General features: G+C 41.7%; 10 protein-coding genes. 4 read left to right on the top strand and 6 right to left on the bottom strand.

The genetic code is table 11. The annotated features are described in order from the left end of the window. Nucleotides 1-245 precede the first annotated feature (245 nt). From pntB to norR, 6 genes are all read right to left on the bottom strand, one after another. Complete coding sequence (gene pntB / locus L4C32_RS12050) at nucleotides 246-1,622, bottom strand: Re/Si-specific NAD(P)(+) transhydrogenase subunit beta (RefSeq protein WP_428197126.1); 1,377 nt, start codon at nucleotides 1,620-1,622, stop codon at nucleotides 246-248. Nucleotides 1,623-1,633: 11 nt separating this feature from the next. Next, nucleotides 1,634-3,187: a Re/Si-specific NAD(P)(+) transhydrogenase subunit alpha gene (gene pntA / locus L4C32_RS12045; protein ID WP_428197125.1), complete on the bottom strand. Its 1,554-nt coding sequence runs from the start codon at nucleotides 3,185-3,187 to the stop codon at nucleotides 1,634-1,636. A 207-nt stretch (nucleotides 3,188-3,394) separates the two neighbouring features. Next, the gene (locus L4C32_RS12040) at nucleotides 3,395-3,676 is read right to left on the bottom strand and encodes an HlyU family transcriptional regulator (RefSeq protein ID WP_428197124.1); all 282 of its coding nucleotides are present in this window, start codon (nucleotides 3,674-3,676) and stop codon (nucleotides 3,395-3,397) included. A gap of 171 nt (nucleotides 3,677-3,847) precedes the next feature. Beyond that, nucleotides 3,848-4,900: an FAD-binding oxidoreductase gene (locus L4C32_RS12035; protein WP_428197123.1), complete on the bottom strand. Its 1,053-nt coding sequence runs from the start codon at nucleotides 4,898-4,900 to the stop codon at nucleotides 3,848-3,850. 66 nt (nucleotides 4,901-4,966) lie between these two features. After that, nucleotides 4,967-6,628 (bottom strand): hydroxylamine reductase, encoded by a 1,662-nt coding sequence (hcp, locus tag L4C32_RS12030; protein ID WP_428197122.1) that lies wholly within the window; start codon nucleotides 6,626-6,628, stop codon nucleotides 4,967-4,969. Nucleotides 6,629-6,865: 237 nt separating this feature from the next. Beyond that, on the bottom strand, nucleotides 6,866-8,401 hold the full coding sequence (gene norR, locus L4C32_RS12025; RefSeq protein ID WP_428197121.1) for a nitric oxide reductase transcriptional regulator NorR: 1,536 nt from the start codon (nucleotides 8,399-8,401) through the stop codon (nucleotides 6,866-6,868). Nucleotides 8,402-8,568: 167 nt separating this feature from the next. On the opposite strand from norR, the gene L4C32_RS12020 reads away from it, so the two are divergent. The 4 genes from L4C32_RS12020 to L4C32_RS12005 all read left to right on the top strand — a co-directional run bounded on the left by L4C32_RS12020 (nucleotide 8,569) and on the right by L4C32_RS12005 (nucleotide 16,870). Beyond that, complete coding sequence (locus tag L4C32_RS12020) at nucleotides 8,569-9,753, top strand: NnrS family protein (RefSeq protein ID WP_428197120.1); 1,185 nt, start codon at nucleotides 8,569-8,571, stop codon at nucleotides 9,751-9,753. Nucleotides 9,754-9,897: 144 nt separating this feature from the next. Then, nucleotides 9,898-14,301, top strand: a complete 4,404-nt coding sequence (locus tag L4C32_RS12015; RefSeq protein ID WP_428197119.1) for a transporter substrate-binding domain-containing protein — start codon at nucleotides 9,898-9,900, stop codon at nucleotides 14,299-14,301. A gap of 38 nt (nucleotides 14,302-14,339) precedes the next feature. Next, nucleotides 14,340-15,533 carry an EAL domain-containing response regulator gene (locus tag L4C32_RS12010; RefSeq protein WP_428197118.1) on the top strand — a complete coding sequence of 398 codons (1,194 nt, stop codon included), beginning with the start codon at nucleotides 14,340-14,342 and terminating at the stop codon, nucleotides 15,531-15,533. Nucleotides 15,534-15,595: 62 nt separating this feature from the next. Continuing rightward, nucleotides 15,596-16,870 (top strand): response regulator, encoded by a 1,275-nt coding sequence (locus L4C32_RS12005; RefSeq protein WP_428197117.1) that lies wholly within the window; start codon nucleotides 15,596-15,598, stop codon nucleotides 16,868-16,870. The last annotated feature ends 82 nt before the right edge of the window (nucleotides 16,871-16,952 follow it).

Here is a 16,952-nt window from a genome sequence, read left to right as displayed (position 1 = left end):
AATTTTATTGTTCTGCATGCGGTTAATAAATAACCTATTGAATAATTAGGTGTTTAGAATAACCTAAATTCTACTTCCAATTCTAATTTGAACCTAATTCAATGAATCGATATCAATTATTTGTATTGTATCAAATAATTATTCTTATTAATGAGACATTATAAACGAATTGATTTTGGGTTAGCCTTCATTTTAAACAATAAAAAAAGGGAGCMAAACGGCTCCCTATTAGTACAAGTATAGTGCTATAAGTGTTTAGCGATATCTAAACAGGACTCTTTCGCGTCACCAAATAACATTTGCGAGTTCTCTTTGAAGAACAATGGGTTTTGTACCCCCGCATAACCTGGGTTCATTGAGCGTTTAAACACAATCACGTTTTTCGCGTGCCATACTTCAAGTACTGGCATTCCAGCAATTGGGCTGTTTGGATCATCAAGTGCAGCGGGATTAACCGTATCATTTGCTCCGATAACCAATACGGTATCTGTTTGAGCAAAGTCATCGTTAATCTCATCCATTTCAAGCACAATGTCGTAAGGTACTTTTGCTTCAGCAAGTAATACGTTCATGTGGCCAGGTAGACGCCCCGCAACAGGGTGAATACCAAAACGGACTTCAATACCCATAGCGCGTAGTTTTTCAGTAATTTCATACACTGGGTATTGCGCCTGTGCGACTGCCATTCCGTATCCCGGAGTGATAACCACAGACTTTGACTCTTTCAGCATTTCAGCAACGTCTTCAGCATTAATCTCACGATGTTCACCCTGCTCTTCATCAGAGTCAGAAATAACCACGTCAGTACCGAATCCACCAGCAATTACACTAATGAATGAGCGATTCATCGCCTTACACATGATATACGAAAGAATCGCACCAGAAGATCCGACTAACGCACCTGTGACAATCAGAAGATCGTTGGCTAGCATGAAACCTGCTGCTGCTGCTGCCCAACCTGAGTAAGAGTTCAGCATTGATACCACTACAGGCATATCCGCACCACCGATAGATGACACAAGGTGGTAACCAAATGCTAGAGCAATCAATGTCATCACAACAAGCGCGAACATGTTTCCTTCACTGTTCACGAAGTTGATCATCAGTAAGATTGAAACAACAATCGCCAATAAATTCAGTTTATGGCGATGAGGCAGCATTAACGCACTTGAACTGACTAATCCTCGTAATTTACAAAATGCAACGATAGAACCAGTGAAGGTCACTGCGCCGATGAAGACACCTAAGAAAACCTCAACTAAGTGAATGTTCAGCATCGCCCCAACTAAAACACCATGATCAAGGTATGAGTTATAGGCAACCAAAACAGCCGCTAAACCTACAAAGCTATGGAGAATAGCTACCAGTTCAGGCATCTCCGTCATTTCTACACGTTTCGCGTAGTAAATCCCGATAACTGCACCGATGATCATCGCAACGATCACCCATGCAGTACCTGCTGATTCTGGGCCAAAGATCGTGGCAATAAGTGCTATTGCCATACCTACGATACCGTAGTAGTTACCCGTTCTAGCTGTATCTTGCTTAGATAATCCCGCCAAACTCATGATAAATAGAACGGCAGCAACGATATAAGCTGCTTGTACTAATCCTGCAGACATGTGTTACTCCTTTAGTTTTTACGGAACATTTCAAGCATACGTTTGGTTACGGTAAAGCCACCAAATATATTGATACTTGCAATTAATACAGCAAAGAATGCTAAGAAAGAGACTAAACCATTTCCTTGGCCTACCTGTAGCAGAGCACCAACAACAATGATTCCAGAAATCGCATTAGTTACCGACATCAATGGTGTATGCAGTGAGTGGCTCACATTCCATACCACGTAATACCCTACGACGCACGCTAGTACAAATACGGTAAAATGTGATAAGAACTCGGCAGGAGCAACACTTGCTACCCAACCAAACCCAGCGATTGCTGCTGCTATAAAACCAAACTTCTTAACGGGTGATGTTGGCTCTTCGACTTTAGGTTCCGGTTTTTTAATCGCTTCCGCTTTCACTTGTGGTTGAGCTGACACTTGGATTGGTGGAGCCGGCCACGTCACTTCCCCCTCTTTCACGACAGTAACGCCACGTAATACCACATCGTCAAAATCGATGTTGATATTGCCGTCTTTCTCTTTGCAAAGCAGCTTCAACAAGTTAACTAAGTTTGTTCCATACAGTTGTGAAGACTGAGTGGGTAGACGACCGACCATGTCGGTATAACCGATGATCTTCACACCGTTATCTGTTGTGATAACTTTGTCTGCCACGGTATAAGCACAGTTACCGCCATTGGCAGCAGCCAGATCGACAATGACACTTCCCGACTTCATTGAATCAACCATCTCTTTGGTGATTAATTTTGGAGCTGGGCGGCCAGGGATCAACGCGGTTGTGATAATAATATCAACGTCTTTGGCTTGTTCTGCATAGAGCTCTTCTGCTTTCTTGTTGAAATCATCAGACATCTCTTTGGCGTAACCATCACCAGCGCTGGTATCCTCTTTGAAATCCACTTCAAGGAAATCAGCACCCATGCTTTGTACTTGTTCTTTTACTTCTGGACGAACATCAAAAGCACGAACAATCGCACCAAGACTTCCGGCAGCACCAATAGCGGCTAAACCAGCAACACCTGCTCCAGCAACCAATACTTTGGCTGGTGGCACTTTACCTGCAGCAGTGATTTGCCCGGTAAAGAAACGACCAAATTCATGTGCAGCTTCAACGACAGCGCGGTAACCCGCTATGTTCGCCATTGAACTTAATGCATCTAGAGCTTGAGCTCGTGAAATACGTGGAACTGAGTCCATGGCTAGAACGTTAATTTTCTTTGTAGCCAATTTCTCAAGCAGTGCTTCATTTTGCGCGGGCCAAATGAAACTTACGATACTGGCTCCCTCTTGAATCAAATCAAATTCATCAACATTGTTGGTTGGATTAATTTGAGGCGCATTAACCTTTAAAATAATGTTCGACAGCCAAACGTCTTCAGCTGAAACGACGCTTGCCCCTGCTTTTTCAAATGCAGCATCATCAAAGCTGGCTAGAATGCCTGCGCCTGTTTCTATCGAGACTGTAAATCCGAGTTTAAGTAACTGCTCAACGGTTTTTGGAGTAGCAGCAACACGGGTTTCCCCCGCGAGACTCTCTTTTGGTACACCAATCTGCATAGTAATTCCTTGGCTAATAACAAAGTGATAGGTACTTTTTATCTAACGAACAGCGATACTTCAAGCGTTTTGTAATAAAAGTACCAAAATAAACGACGAATTGTATGATATTCGTTCAAAAAAGATAAAAAGGAAGTAATTTTACATCACAAATTAAGTAACAAATGTTAAATCACTGTTTTAACAATCGATTAGGTAATTAAGTGATCACTCAAACATTTTGTCCCCTGTTTGATCAATGAACATTTGAGATTTTGATAACATGATCTTATTGGCATCTCCTTCTGAGGAGACGACATCGGAACGAATAAATCGATGTGTTTTCAGCTCTTGATTGATCGTTTTTGTTATCGAACCTGAAATGCGATATTGCCCCCCTTCCTCAGTTGCCTGCGGATAGATCAAATACCCTTTATATTCGGTGGGTTCAACTGTCGTTTGTTGTGATGGTTTAGACGAACGTCCAAACAGCTTTGAAAGAAATCCCACGACCATACCTATAAATGATTATAATGAGTAGCAACATTATAAGGAATAGTGAATAATTTCCCAGTGAAATGTCTTCAATTTGACTGTTTTTCAATCACGTGGCAGAGAATTGCAAACCAAAACTCACAAAGTGACATTGGTTTGCAGTGTTTACATCTATCGAGTAGAGGTTTATGAAAGGGATACTTCAACACTGGCAGTAACGGTCGATGAGCAAGCCAATACAAATCCTTGTTCAATTTCATCTGCTGTTAGTGTCTCTTGACTGCTTGACTGAACCGTTCCTACCGCCACTTTACATTTACAGGAACCACAAACACCGCTGCGACAAGCAGCAATAACGGGTATCCCCCCTTTTTCTAATGCGTCAATGAGCAGTGTCCCTTTACCTGCCTTCATTTCGAATCCAAAATCTGGTACTGAAATGTTGACGGATTCATCTGTATGCTCTTTTCCCTTAACGTCATTAACTGGTTCTGCAGGGCTAAAACTCTCTTCAAAAAAATGATTCATATCGAAGTCACTACTCTGAATATACCCTTTTACATCTTTCATAAACTGAACAGGCCCACATAAGAACACCGTTGATTGTTGTAAATCAGGGCACAACTCTTGTAGTGTCTCTTTATTTATCTTGCCTTCTCTATACTCTGTACCTTCCGCGTTTTTTAATAATAAACTAGCTTGAAAATTTCTGTTGTCTTTAGAGAAGCTTTTAAGTTGTTCTGCGAAGATGATGGATGTTTTATTGCGTGCAATATGCACAAAGTTAATATCAACATCTGCTTTGTTTTCTAACCACTGTTTTGCCATCGACATGACAGGGGTAATACCACACCCCGCACTGATTAAAGTGACTTTATCCCGGTATTGGCAGTCAGTACTATTAAATGAACCCTCTGGCCCCAATGAAGTTACCGCGTCACCAACTGTAAGCTGATCGATAAGATAGTTTGATACTTTTCCGCCATCAACACGTTTTATTGTAAGCTCTGCGTAATGTGTATTAGGTATAGAGCTAAGAGAATAAGCTCGGTATTCAAGCTTACCTTCAATTTCAACACCAATAGTCAAAAATTGCCCCGGTTTAAATTCGAATTTGCGTGTACTCTTTTTCGCTACGTTCACTTCAAATCTAAAAGTAACGGTATCAACAGTCTCATTCCATCTTGCAACACACACTAACGTTTCCGTCGATGGATCCCACGTTTTAATCGCTGTCATTGTTTGCCTTTATGCATTTCAGATAATTAAAAAAGCCCAGCGATACACCACTGGGCTTGATATTGATTATTTACCTAAGATGATCTTAAGATCTTCTTCAGGCGTAGAGATCGATTTCATATCGAATTTCTCTTGCATAATCGCCAGTAAATTATCGGTTAAAAATGCGGGAGCTGTTGGGCCGGTGTAAATGCCTTTAATGCCCAGTGCAAACAATGTAAGCAGAACCACAATCGCTTTTTGTTCAAACCAAGAGAGTACCAGTGTCAAAGGTAACTCGTTAACACCACAATCAAACTCTTTTGACAGAGCGAGTGCTAATTGGATCGCTGAATATGAGTCATTACACTGACCCACATCGAGAAGACGTGGAATGCCATTGATATCACCGAACTCATTTTTGTTGAAACGGAACTTGCCACATGCCAACGTTAAAATAACCGTGTCGTCTGGAACTTGTGCGGTGAAGTCTGTGTAGTAACTACGCTCAGATTTGTCGCCGTCACAACCGCCGACTAAGAAGAAGTGCTTGATGTCACCGGACTTAACATTTTCGATAACAGCAGGCGCTGCTTCCATCAATGCATTACGACCAAATCCAACAGTGATCATCTGCTCAATTTCATTATGCTTAAAGCCTTCATGTGCTAATGCACAGTCAATCACTTCGCTGAAATCATCGCCCTCTATGTGAACCACTCCAGGCCAACCAACAATACTGCGAGTAAAGATACGATCCGCGTATTGGCCAACGTTTGGATTGATCAGACAATTTGATGTCATCACGATCGCGCCAGGGAAGTTAGCAAACTCTTTCTGCTGATTCTGCCAAGCGCTGCCGTAATTACCAACTAAGTGTGGATACTTGTTTAGCTCTGGATAGCCATGTGCTGGAAGCATCTCACCATTGGTGTAAACATTGATGCCTTTACCTTCTGTCTGCTGCAGAATCTTTTCTAAATCATGAAGATCATGCCCAGAGACCAATATACACTTACCAGATACCGTTTTAACATTAACGGCTGTTGGTGTTGGATGACCGTAGGTATCGGTTTCACCGTGGTCAAGCATCTCCATAACACGGTAGTTCATCATGCCAATCTGCATTGACGTTTCAAGCAGTAGGTTAAGATCGGTAGGATCCGTTCCTAATAGACTCATGATTTGATGGTATTCAGCGTATATCTCAACGTTGGTTTGGCCTAATACACTGGCGTGTTCCATATAAGCTGCTGCGCCTTTCAATCCATATAGGCATAATAAGCGTAATCCAATCACATCTTCACTAATGGTTTCGTAACCGCGGTTAACTGCAGCTTGCGGTGCAATTGCTACGATCTCTTCAGCCGTTGCTGGTAGTTCAAATTTTGCTGCTTCTGATAGCGGTGGCAGCGCGAAGTCTGAAACTAATGCCGCTGTGACCACTTTATCTCTAAGACGATTTTTATACTCTTCAGCGAGTTGTGCAAAAGCGACAATTTTTTCAGGAACGAAGTTTACGTTAGTCAATGTTGAGAAGAAGGCTTTTGGCGCCCACTGATCAATTTCGTTATCAGCAACATTCAATTTATGCGCTAACTCAGCCCAAAAAGAGACTCCTTGCAAATTGTAAACCAGTACATCTTGCAGGTCAGAGACCTCTGAGGTTTTACCGCACATACCTTGTGTATAAGAACACCCTTTAGATACAGGGGTTTGAATGGTTTGCTCACATTGAATACAGAACATATTGACTCCAGTTATTATGTGGTCTGAGAGACCCTCTTAAAATGATCATCTAATCTGACGATAACCATTAAAAGCACAAACCATGCCAAACTGTAACTCATTGTATTATATCACTTTAATTTAAATAACCCACACAAGACCGATGTAATAAAGACATCTCACGMTGTCTTTATTACAACGCATATCGCATAACTCATTGAATTAAAACATTTTATTAACACATAAAGTTGATTTAGATCAAACTTTAACCCCTAGCTTTTTGCCCATCTTATACAGATTTCCACGATCCATCTTTAAAAAATCGGCGGCTTTTGCCCACACACCGTCTGATTTCTTAAGGCCATGTTCAATAAGCTGCTTTTGATACTGCTCCACCGCCTCTCTCATTACAATTGGATGCTCTGGAAGTGAGTTGGAACTGCTGTGACTCCCTCTTGTTTGAAGGCTATTGACGCCTAAGTGTTGGTCAGTGATCACCGCTTGTTGCTCTTGAATCGTTCTTAACGCCGCTCGCATTAAGGTATGCTCTAACTCTCGAACATTACCCACCCACCGCTGATCTTCTAAGTATTGCAATGCTCGAGGATGCACATGGAGTTTAGTAATATTAAATTGAAGTTTCACTTTGTCGAGAATATGCCCGGTTAATACAGCAATATCACCCTCTCGTTCCCGCAGTGGAGGAACATGGATAGGAAACACATTCAGGCGGTGAAATAGATCACTTCTAAAGCGCCCTTCACCCACTTCAAGCTCTAAATCTCGGTTAGTGGCGGCAATAATACGAACGTCGATAAATAGATTCTTATCAGCACCAACACGTTGCACTTCTCCTTGTTGAATCACACGCAGTAGTTTCGCTTGTAACAACAGCGGTAATTCACCAATTTCATCCAAGAAGATGGTGCCACTGTCTGCAAGTTCAAATTTTCCGGCTCGGTGGCTATTCGCGCCAGTAAATGCTCCTTTTACATGACCAAACAGCTCACTCTCAGCGATCGATTCTGGTAATGCGGCACAGTTTACGTACACCATTGGCTTATCGCTTCGTTGTGACTGTGCATGCAGTTCGTGCGCCACCAGTTCTTTACCAGTACCGGTTTCACCACTGATCAATACAGCATAATTTGAGTGAGCCACCATCTTAATATTATCTCGAAGGCGCTGAATCTCTGGGCTAATCCCAACCAGCTGTCCACCTTTTGTTCTCGCTTCTTCAATTAGTAATTTATTGATATTTTGATGTTTTTTGTTCGAACGTTTGAGTGCTTCCACCATGGTAATATTTCTTATCGTCGCCGCTGCCAGTGCCGCGAATGTTTCTACCGTGATATCATCAATTTGATCAAAGGCCCCTACCGTCATGGCGTCTAAAGTTAATACACCGACTAAACTATCCTCTACATAGAGACTGCATCCCATACAATCATGCACATCAATAGAGCTATTGGGGTCATCTTTTAAAAACCCATCGAATGGGTCAGGTAATTCCGACGATGCTGGAAACCTAAGCGGCGTGGTACAGCCTAAAATCGCTTTTAACCTCGGGTGATTATCTGGATAGAACTTTTTACCTAATACTTCTTCAGATAAACCACTCACGGCAACAGGCTGTAAGAAGCCCATTTCATCCATTATAAATAAAGCACTTGCTTCACAGGGTAGAACACGATTGAGTGCGGCGATTAACCGTTGGTAGTGATGGCCCGAAGGGAGGCTTGAACTCAAATCTAAAGCGATTTGCAACAGTACTTGATTAATGGATGGTTGCACCTTAACTCCTAGAACATTAGTTGATACACACAGTATACTCGATGTAAATAGTACATCAAACGCCTTTCTTTACAATCATTCCATAAACATTTATACCAAAAATCAAACGGTTACAAACTGGCGCATTTTTTGCTATATTCTATTCATATTCAAGGAGTACTATTTTTATGATCAACATTACCGACCGCAAAACTGAAGACAAAATCCCCCCCCTACTTAGATTGGCTTTTCGCCCATTTTTCCTTCTAGGTTCTCTCTATTCAATCATCGCTGTGGTGATTTGGGTCTATGCATTTGGCCATGGTCAACCGAGCAGCCTTTCTGTTCCCGCTTTATGGTGGCATGTCCATGAGATGTTTTTCGGATTTGCGATGGCGATTGTGGTTGGTTTTTTATTAACGGCGGTTCAAAATTGGACCGGGATAAAGGGAACCAATAACCGTTGGCTTGGATTACTCGTTTTGCTTTGGCTATTACCAAGAGTGCTATTTTGGACCACTACGCCTGTCTGGCTTGTCTCTATCGTAGAGTCTCTCTTTCTCGCTGCGTCAGCTTATGCGGTTGGATACCGCGTTATTAAAAGCAAAAAATGGAAAAACATCATTTTTGTTGGTTTCTTTATTCTTGCAATTGTTGCCAACTTTGCTAGTTACGCCACCATCAAAGGCATGCCTCCTTTTCCATCTTCTGCAGTATGGCAAGCGATGATCTGGTGGTTTGTTCTGTTGTTATCAGTAATGGGGGCTCGTGTTATCCCGTTCTTTACTGCCCGCAAGTTTAATTTCGAGAAAGCACCTACATTAATTTGGTTAGATGTGTTCGCGAATCTTCCTCTTCTGTTGCTGTTTATTTTAAGCTTCTTCCCAATTGCTTCAGCACAACTTGCCGCTCCATTAATGATTGTTGCAGGTATTGCTCAATTGGTGAGAATGGCAAGATGGAAGCCGCAGTTAACCTTAAGTGAACCTCTTGTTTGGTCTCTGCACGCTGCTTATCTCTGTATTCCAATTGGCCTAATTGTCACAGGAATCAGCAATGACCCGTTTCTCGACCATTCAATACTTCACTTGTTTGCTATTGGCAGTATCGCAGGTTTGATCTTAGCCATGATCACTCGTGTCACCATGGGTCATACTGGACATGAGATTTATAAAGGACCAAGAATGTGGCCTGCCTTCTTGATCCTTTTTTGTGGTGCCTTGATAAGAAGTTTCGGTGTGGCGTTTTTCCCTGAGCATATGACGATTCTCATTAGTATTACTGCCCTGTGTTGGACTGTTAGCTTCGGTCTATTCTTGTTCTATTTTGCTCCGATGTTATGTAAACCCCGTATAGATGGTAACCCTGGTTAACCGCCTATAGTGATCTGGCACCAGCAGTAAGTCATTGTCTTACTGCTTTTTTTTATTTTTATTTTTTTTATACCCCAACCAACATGATGTGCCTTAAAAACATGCTACTATACCGCACGTAAACCCCTAACGTGACGGTAACCAATGTATCATATTAAACAGACACTTTTGAATTTTGCTGTAATATCATTTGCTCTGCTCTTTGCATGGAATAGCTATGCTGTCGATTCCCAACTCTCACCTTCAAATCGTGAAGTGATACGTGTTGGCTTTCCAAGCAAGTTTATTGAGCCATTAGCCATCACAGATGACAATGGGGAAATTGTTGGTTTATTACCCTCACTTTTTAAACGCTATGCACAACAAGCTGGATATGAGGTAGAAATTTACTCCTACCCGACGTTCAGTTTGGTCATGCAAGCGTATAAAATGGGTGAGCTCGATGTAATGATCGGTGTAACCGCTACGTTAGAACGTGAATCGTATATGACCTTTTCGGAATCCATTCTCGCGATTCGTAGGGCCGTCATTAGTCAGACACCACTCAATAGTTATAAAGAGTTAAAAGGCAAAACCGTCGCCACTATTGAAGGCTTTGCAGATAAAGAGTTTTTAAAACACATTCTTCCTGGGACAGACTCTCTTACGGTGCCCAGCAACCGTGAAGCGATTCGCTCCATTTCGTTAGGCATGGCAGATGCTCAAATCGGTGATGGTGTAATGCTCTATGAGCACTATAAAAACAGCCACCTTCAAGAGCAAGTTAACATCTATCTGCTCGATGATCTTCCAGTAGATACACTCTATATCGGTGTTCGGAAATCTAATCACGTCATGCTAGAGCGCTTAAATAAAGCGATTCGTGAAGTGAACGAGATGCCCGAATATGAGCGAATTTTACGTAAGTGGTTGGATGAAAGACAGCGTGAATTTGTGAGAAAGATATCGGTTCTACACCTATCAACAAAAGAGCAAGAGTGGATAAACACAAACCCCATAGTTCATATCGGGGTGGCGGCGGATTGGGCACCAGTTGAGATTGTAGATAGTGAAGGTTATAAAGGCATTGCTGCTGACGTGTTAGATGAAGTTAGCTCGTTAACAGGCTTAAAATTTATCCCTAAGAATCGTCAAACACATCAACAGACCTACAGCGCCTTTTTAGACGGTGAGTATGACATGATGTCATCCATCTCCCCAAGTGCACAACGTCGCAACCAGATGAGTTTAAGCCAACCCTTTATGCGTGAGCCTTGGGTTCTTCTTGGCCGTGTGGGTGAGTGGAAGTCCGAGCTATCAAATGACCTTTCAAACCAGCATACATTAGGCATTTTATCTGCGACTTACGGTGAAAGTATGGCACTAGAGTATTGCTCAGGGTGTACCATTAAAAGTTATGATCACATCGAGGATCTTCTTCAAGCCGTTGATGAGCAACAGATCGATGTCGCCATCAGCTCACTATTGATCTCCTCTCCTTATATTCAAGGTCAATATGCCGGCATAATCAAAGTTATCAACTCGATTAATGAACGCTCGTTTATCCCTGTTGGGTTTGCGTTTCTTAAAGAGGATCAGATTTTACTGGATATCATTAACAAAGCCATTTCAGTTATTCCACCAGCTCGTTTGAAAGATATTGAGAAAAAATGGATACAGACCTCATACAATACTGGGGTACAGGTTACGCAAGTGATCGCTTGGATCGTCGCCATCGCAACCATCAGTCTTATTCTTATCTGCTGGGTATTTTATTGGAACCGACGTCTGCAAAAAGAGGTAGAACAGCGGACATTAATCGAAGACCAACTCAAACAACGTGTTAAGTTCGAACGGTCACTGCTAGATGCTATCCCGTTCCCTATTTTAGTTCGTGATAAAAATGGTCACATGCTCACTTCAAATACCGCGGCTGTCCAGCTGAAAGCGGAAAACACAACCGAAATTGAGCTGCATAATATTGCGCACCTCCCAAGTATTGAAACCATTTTTGAAGACGATATCGACGATGAGAAGATATTTAATGGAGAAATATTACCTCGCATGGAGAAACAGATTGAACTGCATAACACAGTCAAACATTTCTCTTATTGGAAGTGTCCTTATCACACTTCAGAAAGCAGCCAGGTTGATGGCGTAGTGACCATCGTCAATGACGTCACTGAACTTCGTAACGCCGAACTTCGAACTAGAGAAGCCGAGAAGCGAGTGAATGAACTCGCAAATAATGTCAATGGTGTTGTGATTCAGCTGATTCAAAGCAAATCGAACCTAAGCGATATTAATTTTACTTTTGTCAGTGCCAGTATTATCGATTTTGTCGGCATCAGTCGACAAGAGTTAATGGCTGATCATCGTAAATTCCTCAGTCTGTTAGATAAAGAACACCAACGCATCTTTATTCAAAAATCACGCACCGCTGCCAAAGTTGGTCTGCAATCTGATGAGATTCGCATCAATTTCGCTGGTGAAGACAAATGGTTGCAGATTCAGAGCCGAGTTCACGATAACTGTGATACCTACACGTGGAATACAGTACTGACTGATATCACTGAATTGAAAAAGCAACAACGTGAACTCGAAATTGCCAAAACCAATGCTATTGCTGCGACGGAAGCCAAGTCTCGATTCCTAGCCAATATGAGCCACGAGATCCGTACTCCAATTGGCGGCATTGTTAGTCTACTGGAAATATTACAGCAATATCCGATGCAAGAAGAGGTGGTAAATATCCATGCAAGCTTGACCAAATCATCGGATAATTTACTTCACATTGTTAATGACATTTTAGATTTCTCAAAAATTGAAGCGGGTAAGCTTGAGGTATCACCCGTACCGATTGATCTGCACTCGTTACTCTCACGTACCATCCAAACTCATGCTCCCCACGCTCATGGAAAGGGGCTACTTTGTGAGTATTGGTTAGATCCTAAAGTTGCTTCAATCATCGAGGCGGATGATGTTAGGCTCGGCCAGATCTTCAATAACTTCATGAACAACGCCGTTAAGTTTACCGACACTGGCAAGGTACGTTTCTCTATTGAATTTGTCTCTCAGCAAGATGATATCCAAACTATTCGGTTCAATATTAGTGATACCGGTGTGGGCATCAGTCAAGGCGCCATTAATAAACTGTTTAAACCTTTTGTTCAAGCCGACGAAAGCACCAGCAGAAAGTTTGGCGGCACCGGTTTAGGTTTATCTATCTCCCACCAGTTTGTGGAGATAATGGGCGGTGAAATTAACGTTCAGAGTGAGTTAGGGCAAGGATCCACCTTCAGTGTCATCCTACCTTTTAGAGTGATTGAATCGTTCGTAGCCCCGATCAATGCAAATAGAAAATGTTTAATGGTGGGTGACTTCATTCAGCAGCCAGATCTCATCGCTTATCTTCAAGCGCAAAAATCATCAATCTTGAATAGAACTTTTGATAACAAAGAGCTGATGATGCAGTCTGCAGTGGGTAACAACATACACCTTTTATTTTTAAGTCGCGACGATTACAAAAGATTAAACCTAGACCATCAATGGCTTTCTGCTCACTTACCCGAGATCTCTATCATTATATTAGAGAAGAGTTCTCTCCTCTCTCCTGAACCCTATGATCATAATTGGATGATATCTGTGAACCCATTAGTTCCAGAGCATCTACAGCTATGTCTCAACAACCCAAACATGGCTAACGATGATCGAAAAACCTATCAACCTACATCGTTACAGATAGACAAGGTACAGACCAGAGAAGAGGCTCAGCGTGATAATCGCATTATTCTGGTTGCAGAAGATCACCCTATCAATAGACAAGTTATCAACACCCAGTTGACCAAGTTAGGCTACCACTGTGACATCGTTAATGACGGTGTAGAAGCGTTTAATGCACTCAATGAGAAGCAGTATGGCCTATTACTTACTGATTGCCACATGCCGGAGATGGATGGGTATGAGCTAACCCGAAAAGTTCGTTCTATGGAGCGCTCTACCTTCTCTGATTCCATCCCGATTGTGGCATTGACCGCAAATGCCATTGTTGGAGAGAGTGAAAAATGTATCGAATTGGGGATGTCTGATTTCTTGTCTAAACCAATCGCGATGGAAAAGCTGCGAGATACCCTTGTAAAATGGCTACCAGAGTGCACCACGCCCGCCAATGATGAGCTCGATTTCGCCGAATTTGATTTGACCGTGGAGCAATTAACTAGCATTACCAGTGAACACACTGAGGTTTCAGCTAAAAACTCCATTATTAGCTTAGATAAACTGGTCGAACTCTTTGGAGATGTGGAGACAGCCACCAGCATAACCAGTGATTTTATCACCAGTCAGAAGTGTGATCTTGCAGAGTTGCTTATTGCTCTCCGTAGCGATAACCACGCATCAGTACGAGAGATCACGCATCGAATGAAAGGAGCGGCATTAATGCTAGATGTAGATCATTTAGCAAATTCCCTGTCAGATTTTGAACACTCGGCAATGCTTGGACACACGGACAAGTACACTCAATATTTTGATGATGTCGAACAGTTTATCACTCAATTAGAGCTAGTGTAATTGACTATCAAACAGTACTTATAAGGTTGTAATTATATATGCCTAAACAACTTCTTGTCGTTGAAGACCATGATTTTCAACGTAGGACTATTCTCTCATTACTTAACATGCTCCCAGGGCTTGATGCCTACGGAATCAGTAATGCTGAAGATGCACTTCAAATGATTAAATGCAACGCGCCTGATGTCATTATTTGTGACCTGAATATGCCTGGATTGGATGGTATTTCATTACTACGTATATTGGGGGAGTCGAACTACTCTGGCGAAGTCATCATTTCGAGTGCTGTTGATGACGTAGTATTAAAAGCGTCAGGACGTATGTGTGAAGCGTACAATATGAAGTTATTAGGTGCACTTAACAAGCCCATTAGCAAACAATCATTACAAGCGCTGCTGTATAATGAAGGTCAACTTAAAAGCGTACCGGCCCCAACACATTCCTTTGATAAAAAATCGATCGTTGAGGGGCTCAATCTGAACCAGTTTATCCTTCACTATCAACCCCAAATCAAACTACGAACAGGAGAGTGGGTTCAAAGTGAAGCATTAATTCGTTGGCAGCACCCTGAATACGGTTTGCAATTTCCAGGTAGCTTTCTTCCCGAACTGACCCATTTTGGTCTCGGCACTCAGTTAACAAAATTCATTATTGAACAAGTGATCAATGATAAGCCGATGTTTGGCCACCGCAGTGTCGCCATCAACATTGGCTCCAAAGAGCTGTTAGATCAAGCGTTTATTGACTATGTCATCGCCCTATTGGATGAACACCCAACACTGGTCGATTACATCAAGTTCGAATTAACCGAAACCGACATTATTGAGAATATTGGCTTTACTCTGTGTTCGGCCATTAGGCTCTGTATGCGTGGTTTTGAACTCTCAATTGATGATTTTGGCACGGGCTATTCATCGATGATGCTTCTCGATGACATGCCTTTTAGTGAATTAAAAATTGACCTCAGTTTCGTTCAAAAAATGTTGACGAATAAACGTTCAAATTCCATCGTCGAAGCCAGCCTCTTTTTAGCCGATAAACTCAACATGATGACGGTCGCAGAAGGTATTGAAGACTTCGCAACATTAAAGCACCTCGCACAAATCAGTGACGGATTAGGCCAAGGCTATTTTATTAGTAAGCCAATATCCGTGGATTTGCTCAATACTTGGCATAAACAGTGGCAGCAGAGGTGGTACCCCACTATGCATGAGAGTAAAGCAATAAGGTAGTATTTTACAGATATCTTTACTTTTTCATCCTAATTTAACGTTTAATCAGGTTTAACAATATTATGCAAATTAAAGACATGCGTGTTTTACTTATCGATGATTGCAAATTAATACTCAGGACTAGCTGCGTCATTCTTAAAAAAATTGGATTTTTACCTCACAATATTGATACGGCAAATAACGCCAGTATTGCGCTATCTATCTGTAAAAATAGACACATTGACATCTTAGTGGTTGATTACAACCTTGGTGAGAGCATGAACGGTTTACAGACACTAGAGCGCTTTCGGTATTTAGGATTGCTTGACCATAATCCCATGATTTTTGTGGTCACGGCTGATAACTCTATCTCAGTACTTAGTGGTTTTTCTGACTTTAATCCTAATGGATTCTTGCTGAAGCCATTGAGGGGTAATAACCTCCATGATGCCATCTCCAGCAGTATTGTTGATCGTAAATTCGAAAAAAGTGTTATGGATAGCTTCCTCAGCTCTAACCTTGGTACCGCACTTAAGCTATTGCCTTCAGCCCCAACCAATAAGGCACACAATAATGCCATCACCAACCTTTGTGTTTTTTTAAGGAAGAAGGGCCATAACGACATCGCTTTAAAAATGTTAAACAAGTTTTTTGATAAGAGCCCATCGCTGAATGCCATCCACTTAAAAATCGAGGTGCTGATCACTTTAAAACAGTTTGATGAAGCAGAAAAAATCATTACTCCATTACTAGCAAAATTCCCTAACTCCACAAAGCTTAAAGAGTTACACTGCCAAATATTGCTTCACAATGGTCAGTATACCTTAGCTTTTGAACTTTTGAGCCATATTTATAAACACGCTACTTACTTAATATCAAGGCTCTATTCTATGGTCTTAATTGGCACTTTTTTTCCGTCAGTCGATATGGGGGAGAGAGCCATTCCAACCATATTTACACGCATAAAGGCCTCTCAATGGCAACGTCCGGAAGTCTTCACTCTGCTTATTTGGATGTTTACACTTCAACCAAAACGTTTCAATCAGAAGTTGGTATTGCCGCTATCTCAGATTAATCCGCTCGCCCCTAAATTTAGAGAGCTGGCCAAAATCTACCTTTTATCAAGAAGCCCTGATAATAAAAGTGACACCAAAAAGAGTTATCTAGAGATGTCCAACCTATCGATGTCTGATGATCTATTTGAACAGCTTCTATTAAAAATAATGATCTGCAAAGAACTTGAATTTGACGAAGAGCTTTCTCGTTTAAAAAAGATGGCAAATTATGCCCTTAAGATGGAAGAGGATACCCTGCTTAAAGTGGTTAAAGCGCACACAATCAATAGCCTAATCAAGTAACCAGAGTTTAACGAGGTCAACTCTATTAGGAGATATCACTCGCATTCTAAAACTGCTGTATATATTTACATGGTAATTCTAT

It is taken from the genome of Aliivibrio kagoshimensis (assembly GCF_050337105.1).
GTDB lineage: Bacteria > Pseudomonadota > Gammaproteobacteria > Enterobacterales > Vibrionaceae > Aliivibrio_A > Aliivibrio_A kagoshimensis.
This window is presented reverse-complemented; position numbering and strand designations above follow the sequence as displayed.

Bases quoted from the DNA above. Each gene is read 5' to 3' on its own strand.
- L4C32_RS12035 (WP_428197123.1), bottom strand. From the start codon at position 4,900: ATGACAGCGATTAAAACGTGGGATCCATCGACGGAAACGTTAGTGTGT.
- L4C32_RS12015 (WP_428197119.1), top strand. From the start codon at position 9,898: ATGTATCATATTAAACAGACACTTTTGAATTTTGCTGTAATATCATTT.
- pntA (WP_428197125.1), bottom strand. From the start codon at position 3,187: ATGCAGATTGGTGTACCAAAAGAGAGTCTCGCGGGGGAAACCCGTGTT.
- pntB (WP_428197126.1), bottom strand. From the start codon at position 1,622: ATGTCTGCAGGATTAGTACAAGCAGCTTATATCGTTGCTGCCGTTCTA.
- L4C32_RS12020 (WP_428197120.1), top strand. From the start codon at position 8,569: ATGATCAACATTACCGACCGCAAAACTGAAGACAAAATCCCCCCCCTA.
- L4C32_RS12005 (WP_428197117.1), top strand. From the start codon at position 15,596: ATGCAAATTAAAGACATGCGTGTTTTACTTATCGATGATTGCAAATTA.
- L4C32_RS12010 (WP_428197118.1), top strand. From the start codon at position 14,340: ATGCCTAAACAACTTCTTGTCGTTGAAGACCATGATTTTCAACGTAGG.
- hcp (WP_428197122.1), bottom strand. From the start codon at position 6,628: ATGTTCTGTATTCAATGTGAGCAAACCATTCAAACCCCTGTATCTAAA.